Source organism: Shimia haliotis (assembly GCF_900114415.1).
Classification (GTDB): domain Bacteria; phylum Pseudomonadota; class Alphaproteobacteria; order Rhodobacterales; family Rhodobacteraceae; genus Shimia; species Shimia haliotis.
Genome location: NZ_FOSZ01000001.1, coordinates 319,325 through 336,624, shown reverse-complemented (window position 1 = coordinate 336,624; position 17,300 = coordinate 319,325). Strand labels below are relative to the sequence as shown.

The following is a 17,300-nucleotide window of genomic DNA, read 5'->3' as shown; positions in this document are numbered from 1 at the left end:
GTGCAAACTGCGTGGCATGAATGAAGAGCGCCTAACGTATTCCGGCGGCCTGTCGGCCATGATGGACCGCTATGAAGGACGTCGCGATCCTTTTGATTTTGGCCCTGAAAGCCTTCCATCCTTAGACACCGACCTTGACGCAATGCGCTCGCAAGTGGTGCCCGAAAGCGCGACTGTCCGACAACCGGATGCGCCAAACACCAGTTGGGCCCGTAAACGTCGGCAAATTGCCGAGGAATTCGTAGGCAATTCTCAGCTCTGCTTTTTGAACGCGCAATTGATTTCCAACCTGCGCAAACGCAGCTATCCGGACATCGCCCCCGCCCTGTTCCGCCGCCTTTGGGCCGAAGAGAGCGCCCATTTGCTGGAGCATCTCTCCTTGCGCTGGCAAGTAAGCTCCATTCAAACCTTCGCGGAGCATGGAGACACCCCCGCCCAAAGGGAAGCCGGCCATGCGTTCCGCATGTTGTTTGGCGTGATGAAACTCTATGAGTTTGAGCGCACCTTTAGCGGGCTGGGCCCGAAACAGGACTTTGGGTTTGGCAAACGCAAACGCGTTCGGCTGCCGTTGGACATGGAGCCTTTCTCTCTAAAAAGCGGTGGCTTGGACATCAACCTATTGGCACCGGTCTGGGAATTGGCGGTCTCGGATCCTGTTATGGCGCCGCTGGCGGATGCACTCATGTCCGAGCTCAATCGAGAGAGCGGCGGCGTGTTCCGTCGCATCGACATTATGCGACAGAAACGGCTTAGGCAGGAGACGCGGAAATGACCCAATGGGGTGTGGTTGCGACGATTAAGGCGCGACCGGTCGACGTGTTGAATTTTGTGGCCTACCACCTTGAACAAGGCGCCGCGCATATCTTTGTTTACCTTGATCAAAGAACGCCGCGGGCCCAAGAGATTTTGCGCCATCACCCCAAAGTCACGATCCGACACACGGATGGCGCCTATTGGAGGACGCTCCACGGCCGCAAGCCGCCAAAACATCAAGGGCGTCAAACTGTCAATGCCACCCACGCCTATCGCTTGGCGACCGAGATGGGGCTGGACTGGATTTGCCATATTGATGTGGACGAATTTCTGTGTCCCGACAATTCAGTAGAGGCCGCACTTGAAGCAACACCACATGCGCATCCTGGCCTGAGACTACGCCCTGCGGAGGCGCTGGCCAGTGACGGACAGGAGGACCTCGACCCGTCTGCGACCTATTGCAAGGCGTGGATGGAAAACGGCGCGGGGTATGACAGGCGCGCAGTGGAAATGGATCTGTACCCAAAATTTGGTGGCTATCTGCGCGGAGGGTTTGTCAGTCACCACGTTGGCAAATTGTTTTTGCGCACAGGCCTTGGGGACGTGTCTTTCCGCATTCATCGCGGCTTTCTTGAGGGCGAAGAAATTGCCCCAATCAAGGTCAGTCCGGAAATGCCGATCTGTCATCGCCACATCATGAGCTGGCGGCACCTGCAACGGACCTTGGAGTTCAGAATGGACAAAGGGTCATACCGCGCGGAACTAAAGCCAAGCCGAAAATCCGACGCAGGTGGCATGTCATTGTACGAGATGTTCAGCTTTCTTCAGGAAACCGGAGGAAAGCAGGCGCTGCGTGACTTCTTTGAAGAGATGTGTCTGGCGCGGGAGGATTTGCGTCATAAGCTGGAGGCCTACGGCCTGCTACGCACGTACCACCTCGACCTTGAGACTAAGCGAAAGAGACAGTTCCCTGATTTCGAGTGAATTGTGTACCAATTGGCAACATGTGGCACAACAAACTCCCGCTTTATTGACCCGTCCGGCCTCCTGATATACAAGGCGCCAAGGATCAATTCGGCGCAAGTGCGCGGGGCCATCCGGGCCTGATCCAACACAGCCGCTACGGGCCAGACGTGTCCGTAAAGCACGGATACACATGACAAAATTTTCTGATCTGAACCTCAACCCGAAGGTGCTGAAAGCTATCAGCGACGCGGGCTATGAAACGCCAACCCCGATCCAGGCCGGCGCGATTCCCCCTGCACTTGAAGGCCGTGACGTCCTTGGCATCGCCCAAACTGGCACCGGCAAAACCGCCAGTTTCACCCTTCCGATGCTTTCGCTTCTGGCGCGTGGCCGCGCCCGCGCTCGCATGCCGCGCAGCCTTGTGCTTTGCCCGACACGAGAATTGGCCGCACAGGTGGCCGAGAACTTTGACGCCTATTCCAAGTACCTCAAGCTGACCAAAGCGCTGCTGATCGGTGGCGTGAGCTTTAAGGAGCAGGAAGCCATCATCGACAAAGGTGTCGACGTTCTGATTGCCACACCGGGCCGTTTGCTGGACCATTTTGAACGCGGCAAGCTGATCTTGTCGGACGTGAAAGTTATGGTTGTCGACGAAGCCGACCGAATGCTGGATATGGGCTTTATCCCTGATATCGAACGCATTTTTGGCCTCACGCCCTTTACCCGCCAGACCCTCTTCTTCTCCGCCACTATGGCGGCGGAAATCGAGCGTATCACCAACACCTTTCTGTCCAATCCCGAACGCATCGAAGTGGCCCGTCAGGCCACCGCGTCGGAAACGATTGAACAGGGCGTGGTTATGTTCAAGGCCAGCCGCCGCGACCGCGAAGGCAGCGAAAAACGTAAGGTTCTGCGCGCGTTGATTGATGGTGAGGGCGAAGGCTGCACCAACGCAATTATCTTCTGCAACCGCAAGACCGATGTAGATATCTGCGCGAAATCGCTCAAGAAATACGGCTATGACGCCGCAGCTATCCATGGCGATCTTGATCAGTCGCAGCGTACCCGCACGCTGGAAAGTTTCCGCAATGGCGAGCTGCGTATTCTGGTGGCGTCTGATGTGGCCGCCCGCGGCCTTGATGTGCCAAGCGTAAGCCATGTGTTCAATTTTGATGTCCCAGGCCATGCCGAGGACTACGTACACCGTATCGGCCGCACCGGCCGCGCTGGTCGCGAAGGCAAGGCAATCACCATTTGCAGCCCGCGTGACGAGAAGCAATTTGATGCGGTTGAGGCGCTGATCCAGAAAGAGATCAACCGCCTTGAGAACCCTGTCAAAAGCGAGCCGCGCAAATCGCGTGCCAAGGTAAAAGAAGACGCGCCGGAAGTGGTCAAAGAGACCAAGACCGAAGCGCCGAAGGCCCCCGAACAGCCCAAAGAAGAAAGCCGCAGCAAATCGCCGTCGCGGTCTCGTGGCGGGCGTGGCCGAAATGACCGTCGCGATGACAACAACAAGGTTGTCGGCATGGGGGATCACCTGCCGAGCTTTATCGCGCTGAGCTTTGACGAGCGCAGAGCGGGCTAACGCGCTCCGACAGACATCAAAAAAGGGGATCGCAACGCGGTCCCCTTTCTCATTTTTGTCCAATCTTTGTCCGCGCAGATCAGCTTAGGCGTGAGACAATAACCGTGACCTCAGGCTTTTTCCCTATCTCATCGCGCGATGTGTTGCGTGCTATACGGCGCAATTCACCTTCAAGCTTGTCATCGTCGCGCAACGTTTTGGCACCGGCCCGTCCGAGGAACTGGGTCAGATCTTCTTCGAGCACATCCATAAGCGGTGCATCAGAGCGCCCCATCTCGGGCAAGCCTTTGAGTTCAACCCAAGCTTCGCCAAGCGGTTCATCGTCTTCATCAAGCAGCACGTTGACCGTCACATGGCCGTTCATCGCCATGCGAAGGCGGTCGCGTACGATGCCGTCCATCGAACCGATTTGCACCCCGCCATCCAAATAAACACGGCCGGTTTCAACAAAGCCTGTGACTTTGGGAGCATCCCCAGTCAGGTCCAGCATGGTGCCGTTGACCGCAACGATAGACGCGCGGCCTGCTTCATTTGCCAGCTTGGCATGTTCACGCAAATGGCGGTGTTCGCCGTGGTTCGGGATCACCATTTGCGGGTTCACTATGTCATGCAGACGCAGCAGATCGGGGCGGTTAGCGTGGCCAGAAACGTGGTATTTGCCCGAACTGTCATCAACCACATCCACCCCTATTTCGGAGAGCTGGTTGATGATGCGGATAACGCCCTTTTCATTGCCCGGAATGGTTTTTGAGCTGAAAAGGAACAGGTCGCCTTCCTTGAGCGTGATGCCGTTGTATTTACCGCGCGCCAACTGGGCGCTGGCGGCGCGATGTTCGCCTTGGGAGCCTGTCACCAGAAGCATCAGGTTTTCGCGGGGAATGCTGGCGGCATCTTCGGGACTGATCACCTTGGGAAAGTCCTTGAGAACGCCCGTGGTGATCGCAGCCTCGATCATGCGACGCATCGCGCGGCCCATCAGGCAGATTGAGCGCCCTGCCCTTTGCCCCGCCTCTGCCAGCGTTTTCACGCGGGCGACGTTGGAGGCAAAAGTGGTCGCGACAACCATATTTGGCGCGCCCTTCACCAACGCTTCGATTTCCGGTCCAACAGCGGCCTCCGAGCGACCTTCGTGGGGGGAGAATACATTTGTGCTGTCACAGATCAGCGCCTTAACGCCTTCTCTTGAAACGTCTTTCCAGAGTTCGGGATCAAAGGGTTCGCCCACAAGCGGGGTTTCGTCCAGTTTGAAATCGCCGGAGTGGATGACGCGGCCAGCGGGGCTGTCGATCACCAGAGCCGCGCTTTCGGGGATGGAGTGGCTGACGGGCAGGAAACCAACCTTGAAGGGGCCTGCTTCGGTCACTTCAGGCCATGCGGATACTGTGCGAATGACCTCTTCGGGCTGGCCGCGGTCGGCCATTTTGTGGCGGGCCAGATTGGCGGTGAAAGTACGGGCGTAAACCGGCACACCGAGTTTTGCCCAATAGTGGCCAACAGCGCCGATGTGGTCCTCGTGACCGTGGGTGATAAAGACGGCCTCAAGGCGGTTCTTGTTTTCCTCAAGCCAGCGAATGTCGGCGAAGATCAGGTCAACGCCGGGGCTGGTTTCCATGTCGGAGAACGCCACGCCGATATCGACGAGGATCAGGCGTTCTTTGTCTTGCTGCCCATAGCCATAGACATAGGCGTTCATGCCAATTTCGCCGGAGCCGCCAAGCGGCAAATAGATCAAGCGGTCGCTCATGCGCCCTGCTCCTTGTTGTAATCGTGGATCACGGTCAGGCCGTGCATCGTGAGATCGTCTTCGATGGTGTCAAACAGGTGGTCGCCCTGTTCAAAAAGCGGCGCGAGGCCCCCTGTGCCGACCACTTTCATTGGGGCGCCATACTCGGCTTTGATGCGCGAGATAATGCCTTCGATCAGGCCGGTATAGCCCCAAAAGACACCAGATTGAATACAGCCCACCGTATTTGTGCCAATGACCTTGTCCGGTTGGCTGATGTCGACATGCGGCAGGGCCGCGGCACCGGAGTGCAAGGCTTCCAGAGAAAGGTTCACCCCCGGCGCAATCACGCCACCGACATAGGCGCCGTCCTCGGCCACAACGTCAAAGTTGGTGGCGGTGCCAAAATCCACAACCACCACATTGCCGCCATGACGGTCAAAGGCCGCAACAGCATTTGCCAGACGGTCGGGGCCGGGTTGGGTGCCTTGATCGACGCGCGGAGTGACCGGCAGGCCACATCCGGGTTTGCCCACAACCAGCGGGCGGCAGTCAAAGAAACGGTCCGCAAAGACGCGTAGGTTCCAGACCACACGGGGCACCGTGGAGGAGATGATCACGTCCGTGATCTGGGCCCTTATTCCGTAGTGGTTGATCAGCGTGGAATACCACGTGAAATACGCATCCGCCGTGCGCGCGTGGTGCGTGGAAGTCCTTAGGGTGCAAAGAAATTTCTCGCCGTCCCAAATCGAGAAGACGGTGTTGGTATTGCCGCAATCAATTGCCAGAAGCATGTGCCTAGGTTCCCCTTGTGAGGGTCAGAAAAAAATGTCGGCTGCGGGGATCGCCACGCGGCCTTTGGCGGTGTTCAACACCAGATTGCCCTGCGAGTCCACTGTCTCGAACGTTCCTGTCGTTTCGTCACGGGTTGTGCGGGCGGTGATGACCTCGCCCAACCGCGCCGCTCGGGCCAGCCATGCGGTGCGGATCGGTTCAAACCCATAGGTGGTGAACAGGGTTTCCCAATGTGCATAGGCTGCGGCCAGCAGGTCGAGGAAGGTCTCGGGATCCACCTCGGCACCGGTCTCGGACAGCAGCGACACGGGACGCGTAGCGCCCTGCTCTACGTTTGCAGCATCCGGCGCGTGGATCAGGTTCACGCCGATCCCGATGGCGATGTGGCTGACGGAGCCGCCTGAAAAACCGGCGCTTTCCAACAGGATACCCGCCACCTTGCCGCCGTATAGCAGCACGTCGTTGGGCCATTTCAGAGCAAACGCTTCGCTGCGACCTGTGGCATTCACGAAAGCCTCATGCAGCGCCAAAGAGGCCACAAAAGACCGCAAGGCCACCTGGTCCGGAGTCTCGGCGGGCCGCATGATCAGGGTGGCTGCGAAATTGCCGGTGGGGTCAGCCCAAGGCCGGCCCCTTCGGCCACGGCCGGAGGTTTGACGCAAACCCAAAATCCATTCGGGACCGGCCAGTTCAGGGGCGATGCGGGCGGCTTCGGCGTTGGTGCTGTCGACCTCGGCCAACACTCGCCGGCCGTATCCTTGGGGCCAGGTGATCATTTGGGGCATCCTTGGGATATTCGGGGTTCCTTCCTTTTAGTCACCACAGGCGTTAACCGCCAGCATTTGCAGAGATTTTTACTGTCTGCATCACGTCGGTAAAACGTCGGTATTTGGTCGGTGCGTTTCCCGGTTCGCACAAACGTAAACGGCGCGCCCGTTGCGGGGCGCGCCGTTGAGGCATTTCATCTGTCAGTGGAGGGTCTAGTTGACCAGCGCCGCCGAAGCGGCCTGAGCCGCGCCGTCCACACCAAAGAGGTTCACGATACCCAGCAGCATGGCCGCGGCCGCGACCACGATAAACACTTGCAGCACCGGAGCGCGGTTTTTGTCTAGGGCATCGGTCTCTTCGCCAAAGTACATGTAGTAGACAATGCGCAGGTAATAGAAGGCACCAATCACTGATGCGATCACACCCATGATCGCCAGCCATGCAAGACCCGCGTCATAGGCCGCGCGCAGCACGTAGAACTTGCCAAAGAATCCCACCAGCGGCGGCACGCCGGCCAATGAGAACATCAGCAGAAGCACAGCCAGCGCCTTAAGCGAGTCGCGTTTGGAGAACATGTTGAGCGATGCAATGTCCACAACCGGCTGGCCGTCTTTCTCCATCGACAGGATAAAGGCAAAGGTGCCGATGTTCATGGTCACATAGATCGCCATGTAGACCAACATCGCCTCAACACCATAGGCGGTACCCGAGGCGAGGCCCATCAGGGCGTAGCCCATATGCGCGATCGAGGAATAGGCCATCAGGCGTTTGATGTTGGTCTGGCCGATGGCGGCAATGGCGCCAAGGAACATCGACAGAACCGACAGCAGTGCCACGATCTGTTGCCAGTCTCCCACGACGCCGCCAAAGGCGTCATGCAGTACGCGGGCAAACAGGCCCATCGCTGCGATCTTGGGTGCGGTGGCAAAGAACGCGGTGATCGGGGTTGGCGCGCCTTCATAGACGTCAGGTGTCCACATGTGGAACGGCACGGCAGACACTTTGAACGCCAGTCCAGCGGTCACAAAGGTCAGACCAAAGAGCAGGCCGATCGGCGTGTGCTCGTCACCAACAGCGGTGATGATGCCGGAGAAGGTTGTGGTTCCGGCGAAGCCGTAGACCAGCGATGAGCCATAAAGCAGCAAGCCGGAGCTGAGTGCACCGAGGACAAAGTACTTCATGCCCGCTTCGGTGGATTTCACACTGTCGCGGCGCATGGACGCGACGACATAGAGCGAGAGCGATTGCAGCTCGAGTCCCATGTAAAGCGCCATCAGATCGCCCGCGGAGACCATGGTCATCATGCCCACAGCGGCCAACGCCACAAGGATCGGATATTCAAAACGCAGCATGCCGCGACGCTGCATGTATTCCTGCCCCATCACCAGAACGGCGGCAGCAGACAGCAGGATCGCAACCTTGGCAAAGCGCGAGAAGGCGTCGTCAACAAACATGCCGTTGAAGGCCACGTTGCTGCCTTCGCCGTTCATGCCGATCCACGCGCCCACCAACAGGAACACGCCCGCTGTCGCCCATGTCAGCATCGGTGCCAGCTTGTCCTTGCCGGTGTAAACAGCGGCCACAAGTGCCACCATCGCATAAACCGACAGCAGGATCTCCGGCAGGATAATGTTCAGATCAGCTTGGATCATGTCTCAAGCCCCCTTAATGCGATGCCGACTGGCCAGCCGCGTCAGCGGCTGCACCCAGTGCGGATTGATAGTTTGAAACGAGGTTCTCAACCGAGGGCCCGATGATGTCGAGCACCAACCACGGCGCCACACCAAGGATCAGTGTCATGGCCACGAGCGGTGCAAAGATCCACTTTTCGCGTTTGGTCATGTCGCTGATGGTCTTGAGGCTTTCCTTGATCAGGTCGCCCAGCACGACGCGGCGGTAGAGCCAAAGCGCGTAGGCCGCCGACAGGATCACACCGGAGGTCGCAACCAGCGCCACCCAAGTGTTGACCTTGAAGATGCCCATCAGTGTCAGGAATTCACCGACAAAGCCCGAGGTGCCCGGAAGGCCCACGTTGGCCATTGTGAAGAACATGAAGATCAGCGCGTAGGCCGGCATGCGGTTCACAAGCCCGCCATAAGCGTCGATTTCGCGGGTGTGCATGCGATCATAGATCACGCCCACGCAAAGGAAGAGCGCGCCAGAGATGAACCCGTGGGAAATCATCTGGAAGATCGCGCCGTCGATGCCTTGCTGGTTGGCGGCAAAAATCCCCATGGTGACGTAGCCCATATGCGCGACAGATGAATAGGCAATCAGCTTCTTCATGTCTTCCTGCACCAGCGCGACCAGCGAGGTGTAGACGATGGCGATTGCCGACATCCACAGAACCAGCGGGGTCATCACCTCTGCCCCGATCGGGAACATTGGCAAGCTGAAGCGCAGGAAGCCGTAGCCACCCATTTTAAGCAGGATTGCCGCCAGTACCACGGAGCCTGCGGTCGGCGCCTGAACGTGGGCGTCGGGCAACCAGGTGTGCACCGGCCACATGGGCATTTTCACCGCAAAGGAGGCGAAGAAGGCGAGGAACATCAGAGTCTGCATGCCGCCGACAATGGAGATGCCGAGGATCGAGAAGGTCTCGGAGCCGAACTCAAAGCTTTGCAGCGCCACGATGTCGGTGGTGCCGGCTTGGCTGTACATGCCGACCATCGCCACCAGCATCAGAACCGAGCCGAGGAAGGTGTAGAGGAAGAACTTGAAGCTCGCATAGATGCGGTTGGCACCGCCCCAGATGCCGATGATCAGGAACATCGGGATAAGGCCTGCTTCGAAGAAGACATAAAACAGCACCAGATCCAGCGCCATGAACACGCCGAGCATCAGCGTTTCCAAGAGCAGGAAGGCGATCATGTATTCCTTGACGCGGGTTTTCACATCCCACGACGACCAGATCACCAGAGGCATCATAAAGGTGGTGAGCATGACAAACAGGATAGAGATGCCGTCGACACCCATCTTGTATTTCAGGCCCATCAGCCAAGCGCGTTCTTCCACGAACTGCATCTCAGTGTTGGACGGATCGAATTCGGCCAGAATAAAGAGAGACACAAGGAAGGTGATCACGGTCGCCACAAGCGCCACCCATTTGGCGTTGCGCTGTGCCGCAGCCTCTTCGCCGCGCAGGAAGATGGCGAGGATCGCCGCCGCCAGCGCGGGGATAAAGGTCACAAGGGAGAGCAGACTGTCGTTCATTAGTGCGCCCCTCCGCTGAGCGTCATCCAAGTGATCAGGACCACAATGCCAAGCACCATGGCTAGTGCGTAAGTGAAGATGTAGCCGGACTGGGCGCGGCCTGCGAGGCGGGTCATCCAAGGGATAAAGCCCATCGCGATGCCGTTCAGTGTCCCGTCAATGACCTTGCCGTCGCCCTTCTTCCACAGGAAGCGGCCAATGGCTTTGGCTGGCTTTACGAAGATCGCGTCGTAAAGCTCGTCGAAATACCATTTGTTCAACAGGAACCGGTGAATGGGCCACAGGCTTTCGGCCACTTTCGCCGGCAGTGACGGGTTCCAGATGTAGAACCAGAGAGCCGTGAAGAGACCAATAACCATCGCGACAAAGGGGCTGACCTTGACCCATTTGGGGGCATGGTGCGCCTCGTCGAGCACGTGGTTGTCGGGATGCATGAAGATCGCGCCTTCAGGGGCCTCACCGTGGTGGATCGCTGCGGTCACAGCGTGATCCGCATCGTCGTGCTTGGCCGCGTGATCGTGGCTGTCGTCATGCGCATGATCATCCGCTTTCGCGTGATCATCTGCGTGATCGTCCGTGGCGTGATCGTCACCGTGGCCTTCGCTGGCCTCGGCGTGGTGATCGGGAATGCCGAAGAACTTGTTGACGCTGGCATGATCGCCAAAGAAGCCGTTGTACCAGATCATACCTGAGAAGATCGCCCCCAGCGCCAGTGCGCCCAGCGGGAACAGCATGATGGTCGGGCTTTCATGCGCGTGGTCATGCGTGTGTTTGTTGCCGCGCGGTGCGCCATAGAATGTCAGGAACATCAGGCGCCAGCTGTAGAAGCTGGTGAACAGAGCCGCGACAACCAGCATCCAGAAGCCGTAGCCCCCCATAGTGCCGGCCCATGCGCTTTCGATGATGGCGTCCTTGGAGAGGAAGCCTGCGAAGCCGAAGTGCGTGAGCGGGATGCCGACGCCGGTGATGGCAAGCGTGCCGATCATCATCGCCCAGAAGGTATAGGGGATTTTCTTACGCAGGCCGCCGTAGTTGCGCATGTCCTGTTCGTGGTGCATCGCGTGGATTACGGAGCCCGCACCAAGGAAGAGCATCGCTTTGAAGAAGGCGTGCGTGAAAAGGTGGAACATGGCCGCCGAGTAGACACCCACACCAGCAGCGACAAACATGTAGCCCAGCTGGGACATGGTTGAGTAGGCAATCACGCGTTTGATGTCGTTTTGCACGAGGCCGATGGTGGCCGCGACAAAGGCGGTCGAGGCACCGATGAAGACCACAAACGACATGGCTTCGGGCGCGTATTCCATCAGCGGCGACATGCGGCAGACAAGGAACACACCCGCGGTCACCATGGTTGCGGCGTGGATCAGCGCGGACACAGGGGTCGGGCCTTCCATCGCGTCGGGAAGCCATGTGTGCAGGAACAATTGCGCCGATTTGCCCATCGCGCCGACAAACAGCAGGAAGGCAATCAGGTTGGCCGCGTTCCAGTCGCGCCACAGGAAGGTCAGGTTGGTTTCTGCCAACGCAGGGGCTGCGGCAAAGATGGTGTCAAACTGGATGCTTTCGGTCAGCATAAAGAGCGCGAAGATCCCCAGCGCAAAACCGAAGTCGCCCACACGGTTGACCACAAAGGCCTTGATCGCGGCGGCGTTGGCCGAAGGTTTCTTGTAGTAAAAGCCGATCAGCAGATAAGACGCTACGCCCACGCCTTCCCAGCCGAAGAACATCTGAACGAGGTTGTCGGATGTCACCAGCATCAGCATGGCAAAGGTGAAGAACGACAGGTAGGCGAAGAAGCGTGCCTTGTAATGCTCGCCTTCGCTCCAATTCTCGTCATGCGCCATGTAGCCAAAGCTGTAGAGATGCACGAGCGCCGACACCGAGGTCACAACAATCAGCATGGTCGTGGTCAATCGGTCCACGCGGATCGACCAGCTGGTGTCCAGAAGGCCCGATTGGATGAAGGTCATGATATGCACAGCTTCGTCTTCCTGCGCGCCTTGCAGGAACACAATCCAGCTGAGCAGACAGGCAAGGAACAGAAGCGAGGTGGTCAGAACCTGCGCCGACTTTTCGCCGATCATGCGCCAGCCGAAGCCAGCGATGATGGCGCCGATCAAAGGCGCAAACAGGATAGTCTTGTAGATCATCTGATCAGCCTTTCATCACGTTGACATCTTCCACCGCGATCGAGCCACGGTTGCGGAAGAAGGAGACGAGGATCGCAAGTCCGATGGCGGCCTCGGCAGCAGCCACGGTCAGCACGAAAAGCGTGAAGACCTGCCCGACGAGATCGCCAAGGAAGCTTGAGAAAGCCACCAGGTTGATGTTGACCGACAGCAAGATCAATTCGATCGACATCAACAGGATGATGATGTTCTTCCGGTTCAGGAAGAGGCCGAAGATGCCGATGACGAAAAGCGTCGCCGCTACGCCTAGGTAATGTTCCAAACCAATCATGTGTGGTCCCTCGGTTCTTTATTCTTATCCGGCGGGCTTAAAGCCCCTGCCCCGGTTTTACGTCTTTGAGTTCCATGGCATCCGCCGGATCACGCCACATCTGTTCCAGAACGTTCTGGCGTTTGATGTCTTTGCGGTGGCGCAGGGTCAGAACGATGGCGCCGATCATGGCGACCAGCAGGATCAGACCCGCGAGCTGGAAGAGCAGGAAGTATTGGTCATAGAGAATGACACCCAGCGCTGCGGTGTTGTGCAGATCGTCTGTTGCGGGGGTCACGGCCGCGCGGGCGGCTTCGGCTGAGTCAGCGAAGTGCCAGACGCCAAAGGCCATGCCCAGTTGCATCAGAAGCACCACACCGATCAGCAAAGCCAGCGGCATGTATTGCGCCATGCCCGCCTTGAGTTCGGCAAAGTCCACATCCAGCATCATCACCACAAATAGGAAGAGCACGGCAACCGCGCCCACGTAAACGATGATCAAAAGCATCGCTACGAACTCCGCGCCGAGCAGGACAAACAGACCTGCCGAGCTGAGGAAGGCCAGAATGAGCCAGAGTACCGAATGCACTGGGTTGCGGCTGATGACGGTGAACAACCCGCCGGCGATCACGCAGATCGCAAAAAGCCAGAATGCAAATGCCGCGACGGTCATGTGTCATTTCCTTCTTGTTCCGCCAGCACCTCTTGCACCAGATCCATGGCGCGGGTGGTTGCGGGAATACCGGCGAACATCGACATCTGGCCGATGGTCTCCACAATTTCCTGTTTCGTGGCCCCTGTTTCCAACAAATGGCGGACAGTGAGCCGGATTTGTGCGTCTGCCTGAGCCCCCAGCATGGTGAGCGCGCCAAGGGTCAGCAGAAGGCGGGTCTTGGCATCAAGGCCGCCCTTGTTCATCGTGTTGCCAAAGAACATCTCCATGACGTCTTTGGGCATGGTGGGCCAGAGCGCCTCAAACCCCTTGGGGGTGAACGACTCCAGCGCCGGATTGAAGGCTTTGGCCATATCCTGATACTGGGCGAACATCGCCTCATATGGGTTCTTGGGATCGGTCATCTGTACGGCGCATCCAGTTCGAGGTTTTTGGCGATCTCGGCCTCCCAGCGTTCGCCGTTCTCGAGCAGTTTTGCCTTGTCGTAGAACAGCTCTTCACGGGTTTCGGTGGCGAATTCGAAATTCGGGCCTTCGACAATCGCATCCACCGGGCAGGCTTCTTGGCAGAAGCCGCAGTAGATGCATTTGGTCATGTCGATGTCATAGCGCGTGGTGCGGCGAGAGCCGTCTTCGCGGGGTTCGGCGTCAATCGTGATCGCCTGTGCGGGACAGATCGCTTCACACAGTTTACAGGCAATACAACGCTCCTCGCCGTTAGGATAGCGGCGCAGGGCGTGCTCGCCGCGGAAGCGCGGGGAGAGCGGGCCTTTTTCGTGTGGATAGTTCACCGTGGCCTTGGGCTTGAAGAAATACTTCATGCCCAGCTTGAAGCCGCCAAAGACGTCTTTGAGCAGGAAGTAGCCGGCGGCGCGTTTGTAGTCGATAGCCGTCATATCAGCCTCCGATGGCCCAGCGGGCATAGGCACCGCCGAAGAGTTCGAATTTTGCAAGGAAGGCCACCAGAACAACCCAGAACAGCGACAGCGGCAGGAAGACTTTCCAACCGATGCGCATCAGCTGGTCGTAGCGGTAGCGCGGGGTGATTGCCTTCACCATCGAGAAGATGAAGAAGACGAAGCAGATTTTCAGCAGCATCCAGATGATGCCGTCAGGCAAGCCTGGAATCGGCGAGAGCCAGCCACCAAGGAACAGAAGCGAGGTCAGGGCGCACATCAGAACGATGGCCACATACTCGCCGATCATAAACAGAAGGAACGGTGTCGAGCTGTATTCCACCTGATAACCGGCAACCAGCTCGGATTCCGCTTCGGGCAGGTCAAACGGCGGGCGGTTGGTTTCCGCAAGTGCGGAGATCAGGAACAGGAAGAGCATCGGGAAGTGCGCCACCCAATACCAGCTGAAGATGCCGTATTTGCCGTCTTGTGCGTTCACGATGTCGCCGAAGTTCATCGACCCCGTGGAGATGATGATGCCGACAATGATTAGGCCGATGGAGACCTCATAGGAGATCATCTGTGCCGCCGAGCGCAACGAGCCGAGGAACGGGTATTTGGAGTTCGATGCCCAACCGCCCATGATCACGCCGTAGACTTCAAGCGAAGAGACCGCGAAGACATAAAGGATCGCGACGTTAAGGTTGGAAACCACCAGACCGTCGCCAAACGGGATCACCGCCCAAGCGATCAGCGCCATGCAGAGGGTGATCATCGGGGCCAGCAGGAAGACCACTTTGTCCGCGCCTGCCGGATAGACGATTTCCTTCACCGCGTATTTGATGAAGTCCGCGAAGCTTTGCAGCAGACCGAAGACGCCCACCACGTTGGGGCCGCGGCGCAGCTGCACTGCCGCCCAGATCTTGCGGTCCGCGTAAAGCAGGAAGGCCAATGCCACCAGCAGCGGAACAACGACCAGCAGAACCTGCCCGACCACTGTCAGCAAAATCCCGAGGTTTGTGTTGGTAAAGAATTCAGTCATGTTGCCTCACACCGTCGGTATGGAGTTGTCTTCGCAATCGGCCACGATGACCTCTGCGTCGATTGTTTTGAGCCCTTCAGGAAGAGCGGCGGAGATCACGTAGACGGCATCGCCGCTCCAGATCTCGTCGGATTTGTCGGTTGTTGTGCGCACGTGGCGGGCAAAGCCGAAGCCACGGATCAAAGCGTATTGCGCCGCAGCACATTCCGCATAGCGGTGCACATCAGTTTCGTCGCGTGCGCCGGACATGGCGACGTGGAAATTCACCAGATCACCTTCGAGCAGGTCGGTTTTCACACCTTTGTAGGTCGGCGCAAACACCACATCCTGACGCGCCACAGACTCGTCGGTCTGCGGTGTACACGCCGCCAGTCCGGCGACAAGCGCCAGGCCAAGAGCGAGGATATGTGGACGTTTGCTCACTCAGACTTACTCCGCTGCGATCTTTTTGCTGTTGCGATCTTTGGCATTGGCCGAAAGCTGCGCCATCAACTCGCTTGCGCGGGCGATCGGATTGGTCAGATAGAAATCTCTGACGGCGTTGCCGAATGCCCCCTTGCCGAGGTCTTTGACCTCCAGCGGCTCCCAGCCATTGTCGATCACCTGATCCACCTTGGCGAGATGCGGCACTTCAGCCACCAGTGCCTGACGCAGTTGCGCGAGGCTGTCGTAGGCCAACGTGGCATCCAGCTCAGCGGACAGCGCCCGCAGAATGGCCCAGTTTTCCTTGGCCTCCCCCGGAGCAAAGCCGGCGCGCATTGCCAGCTGCGGACGGCCTTCGGTGTTTACGAAGAGGCCGTTTTCCTCGGTGTAGGCGGCGGCCGGCAGGATCACGTCGGCGCGCATCGCGCCGCGGTCGCCGTGGCTGCCCTGATAGATCACAAACGGCCCGTCAGCAATTTCGACTTCGTCCGCGCCAAGGTTGAAGATGACCTCTGCCCCTTCGGTGGCCACATCCAGACCACCTTCGGTCACAGCACCCACATCCATCGCACCCACACGGCTTGCGGCGGTATGCAGAACCAGCATCTTGCCGCCCAGCTTTTCAGCCAGCGCCATGGCTTGGCCAAGAACCGCGATGCCGTCACCCTCGGAGATGGCGCCCTGCCCCACGATCACCAACGCGCCGTCGGTTGGCTGCGCATCCTCAACCGCTTTGTTCAACATAAGCCGACCCGGCCCCATAAAGCGGTAGTCATAGGTCAGGTCCATGTTCTTGGGCCCGGCAACGGTCACATTCGCGCCATTGGCCCATGCTTTGCGGATGCGGGCATTCAGAACCGGCGCCTCTTGGCGCGGGTTGGTGCCGATCAAATAGATTTCTTTTGCAGTATCAATATCTTCGATGGCCGCATTGCCGACATAGGCAGAACGGTTGCCAGCGGGCAGGACCGCGCCGTTGGTGCGGCATTCGATGGTGCCGTCAAGCCCTTCAACAATCTGCTTGAGCGCAAAGACAGCTTCGGTCGGGGCCAGATCGCCCACAAGTGCGGCAACCTTCTTACCTTTCATCGCGCCCGCTGCGGCGGCCAGAGCTTCGCCCCATGTGGCGGGCTTGAGCTTGCCGTCAACACGCACATAAGGCGTGTCCAGACGTTGGCGGCGCAGGCCGTCCCAGACAAAACGGGTTTTGTCGGAAATCCACTCTTCGTTCACACCGTCATGGTTGCGCGGCATAATGCGCATGACTTCGCGGCCTTTGGTGTCCACGCGAATGTTCGACCCCAAGGCATCCATCACGTCGATGGTTTCGGTTTTGGTCAATTCCCACGGACGGGCAGTGAAGCTGTAGGGTTTGGATGTCAGAGCACCAACGGGGCACAAATCGATGATGTTGCCCTGAAGGTTGCTGTCCAGCGTTTCATTCAGATAGCTGGTGATCTCCGCATCTTCGCCGCGACCTGTCTGGCCCATCTGGGTGATGCCTGCGACCTCGGACGTGAAACGCACACAGCGGGTGCAGGAGATGCAGCGGGTCATGGCGGTGCCGACAAGCGGGCCGAGATCCAGATCATCCACGGCGCGCTTGGCTTCGTTGAAGCGGTTTTCAGAGATGCCGTAAGCAACCGCCTGATCCTGAAGATCACATTCGCCGCCCTGATCGCAGATCGGACAATCCAGCGGGTGGTTGATGAGCATGAACTCCATCACACCTTCACGGGCCTTTTTGACCATCGGCGATGTGGTTTTCACAACCGGAGGCTGGCCTTCGGGACCGGGGCGCAGATCGCGCACCTGCATGGCACAGGAGGCCGCCGGTTTGGGCGGGCCGCCAACCACTTCGACAAGGCACATGCGGCAGTTGCCGGCAATCGACAGACGCTCGTGATAGCAGAAGCGCGGAATTTCCACGCCCGCTTCTTCACAGGCCTGAATGAGGGTCATTGCGCCCTCTACTTCGACCTCTGTCTCGTCGATGATGATCTTGCGTAGGTCAGACATTGA

The 17,300-nt window shown here is 58.4% G+C and carries 16 protein-coding genes; 3 read left to right on the top strand and 13 right to left on the bottom strand.

Annotation, left to right across the window (positions count from 1 at the left end):
* Positions 1-16: 16 nt before the first annotated feature.
* From BM069_RS01630 to BM069_RS01620, 3 genes are all read left to right on the top strand, one after another.
* Positions 17-772: a hypothetical protein gene (locus tag BM069_RS01630; RefSeq protein WP_093319441.1), complete on the top strand. Its 756-nt coding sequence runs from the start codon at positions 17-19 to the stop codon at positions 770-772.
* Positions 769-1,737, top strand: coding sequence for a glycosyltransferase family 2 protein (locus BM069_RS01625; protein ID WP_093319439.1), 969 nt, complete (start codon positions 769-771; stop codon positions 1,735-1,737). Before BM069_RS01630 ends, BM069_RS01625 begins: the two co-directional genes overlap by 4 nt.
* A gap of 172 nt (positions 1,738-1,909) precedes the next feature.
* Entirely contained in the window at positions 1,910-3,304 is a 1,395-nt protein-coding gene (locus BM069_RS01620) for a DEAD/DEAH box helicase (RefSeq protein WP_093319436.1), read from the top strand.
* A 79-nt stretch (positions 3,305-3,383) separates the two neighbouring features.
* Here BM069_RS01620 and BM069_RS01615 read toward each other — a convergent pair whose 3' ends face one another.
* The 13 genes from BM069_RS01615 to nuoG form a co-directional block, all read right to left on the bottom strand.
* Positions 3,384-5,048, bottom strand: a complete 1,665-nt coding sequence (locus BM069_RS01615; RefSeq protein WP_093319433.1) for a ribonuclease J — start codon at positions 5,046-5,048, stop codon at positions 3,384-3,386.
* Positions 5,045-5,821, bottom strand: coding sequence for a type III pantothenate kinase (locus BM069_RS01610; RefSeq protein ID WP_093319431.1), 777 nt, complete (start codon positions 5,819-5,821; stop codon positions 5,045-5,047). The genes BM069_RS01615 and BM069_RS01610 overlap by 4 nt, the downstream gene beginning before the upstream one ends.
* 24 nt (positions 5,822-5,845) lie before the next feature.
* Positions 5,846-6,598, bottom strand: coding sequence for a biotin--[acetyl-CoA-carboxylase] ligase (locus tag BM069_RS01605; RefSeq protein WP_093319429.1), 753 nt, complete (start codon positions 6,596-6,598; stop codon positions 5,846-5,848).
* A 204-nt stretch (positions 6,599-6,802) separates the two neighbouring features.
* Positions 6,803-8,242 (bottom strand): NADH-quinone oxidoreductase subunit NuoN, encoded by a 1,440-nt coding sequence (nuoN, locus tag BM069_RS01600; RefSeq protein ID WP_170846648.1) that lies wholly within the window; start codon positions 8,240-8,242, stop codon positions 6,803-6,805.
* Positions 8,243-8,255: 13 nt separating this feature from the next.
* Complete coding sequence (locus BM069_RS01595) at positions 8,256-9,803, bottom strand: NADH-quinone oxidoreductase subunit M (protein WP_093319426.1); 1,548 nt, start codon at positions 9,801-9,803, stop codon at positions 8,256-8,258.
* Positions 9,803-11,953: an NADH-quinone oxidoreductase subunit L gene (gene nuoL / locus BM069_RS01590; RefSeq protein ID WP_093321195.1), complete on the bottom strand. Its 2,151-nt coding sequence runs from the start codon at positions 11,951-11,953 to the stop codon at positions 9,803-9,805. Before nuoL ends, BM069_RS01595 begins: the two co-directional genes overlap by 1 nt.
* Positions 11,954-11,960: 7 nt before the next feature.
* Positions 11,961-12,266: an NADH-quinone oxidoreductase subunit NuoK gene (gene nuoK / locus BM069_RS01585; RefSeq protein ID WP_054001749.1), complete on the bottom strand. Its 306-nt coding sequence runs from the start codon at positions 12,264-12,266 to the stop codon at positions 11,961-11,963.
* Positions 12,267-12,303: 37 nt separating this feature from the next.
* Positions 12,304-12,918: an NADH-quinone oxidoreductase subunit J gene (locus BM069_RS01580; protein ID WP_093319423.1), complete on the bottom strand. Its 615-nt coding sequence runs from the start codon at positions 12,916-12,918 to the stop codon at positions 12,304-12,306.
* Positions 12,915-13,322 (bottom strand): carboxymuconolactone decarboxylase family protein, encoded by a 408-nt coding sequence (locus BM069_RS01575; RefSeq protein WP_093319421.1) that lies wholly within the window; start codon positions 13,320-13,322, stop codon positions 12,915-12,917. The genes BM069_RS01580 and BM069_RS01575 overlap by 4 nt, the downstream gene beginning before the upstream one ends.
* Positions 13,319-13,813, bottom strand: a complete 495-nt coding sequence (gene nuoI, locus BM069_RS01570; protein ID WP_093319418.1) for an NADH-quinone oxidoreductase subunit NuoI — start codon at positions 13,811-13,813, stop codon at positions 13,319-13,321. The genes BM069_RS01575 and nuoI overlap by 4 nt, the downstream gene beginning before the upstream one ends.
* 1 nt (position 13,814) lies before the next feature.
* A complete protein-coding gene (gene nuoH, locus BM069_RS01565) occupies positions 13,815-14,855 on the bottom strand; it encodes an NADH-quinone oxidoreductase subunit NuoH (protein ID WP_093319416.1) in 1,041 nt (346 codons plus the stop codon).
* A 6-nt stretch (positions 14,856-14,861) separates the two neighbouring features.
* Positions 14,862-15,278, bottom strand: a complete 417-nt coding sequence (locus BM069_RS01560) for a hypothetical protein (RefSeq protein WP_093319413.1) — start codon at positions 15,276-15,278, stop codon at positions 14,862-14,864.
* A 6-nt stretch (positions 15,279-15,284) separates the two neighbouring features.
* A complete protein-coding gene (gene nuoG, locus BM069_RS01555) occupies positions 15,285-17,297 on the bottom strand; it encodes an NADH-quinone oxidoreductase subunit NuoG (protein ID WP_093319411.1) in 2,013 nt (670 codons plus the stop codon).
* Positions 17,298-17,300: the final 3 nt, after the last annotated feature.